General features: G+C 61.4%; 1 protein-coding gene. It reads left to right on the top strand.

Translation table 11 applies throughout. The features are described 5' to 3' along the window. Positions 1-157: 157 nt before the first annotated feature. A partial coding sequence (locus KVS67_RS11630; RefSeq protein ID WP_217565409.1) for a TetR/AcrR family transcriptional regulator occupies positions 158-435 on the top strand: 278 nt, incomplete at its 3' end.

Raw genomic sequence — 435 nt, 5'->3', positions numbered from 1 at the left:
GGTTCTTCTCGTCGATCATGGTCATGATTCTTACCGTTCCTCTCGGTACGGCTTACACAGACCATCTGACACGCCCCAAGGGGAACGACCAACTCGGCTGGGAATTCATGGGCAAGGACGACGCGCTCGAGTCAACGAAACTGATGTGAGCGTCGATATGAGTGTTTACATACCCGCTGATAACTCTCCGTCGCTGATCGCCGCGCCGCTCCCGCGCGCCCGCAGGCGTGACGCCGCCACCAACCACGAAGCGTTGCTCCGCGCTGCACAAACAGTTCTCGCCGAGAATCCACACGCCTCCCTGGACACAATCGCGCACGCGGCGGGTCTATCCAGACGCGCGCTCTACGGACACTTCGCCGACCGGGAGAGCCTGCTGCATGAAGTGATCGCCATCGGCGCGGAACGCTTCAACACCATCGCCGACGCCACCAC

This window comes from Micrococcus sp. GbtcB5 (assembly GCF_019091605.1).
Taxonomy (GTDB): Bacteria; Actinomycetota; Actinomycetes; order Actinomycetales; family Micrococcaceae; genus Micrococcus; species Micrococcus luteus.
This window is presented reverse-complemented; position numbering and strand designations above follow the sequence as displayed.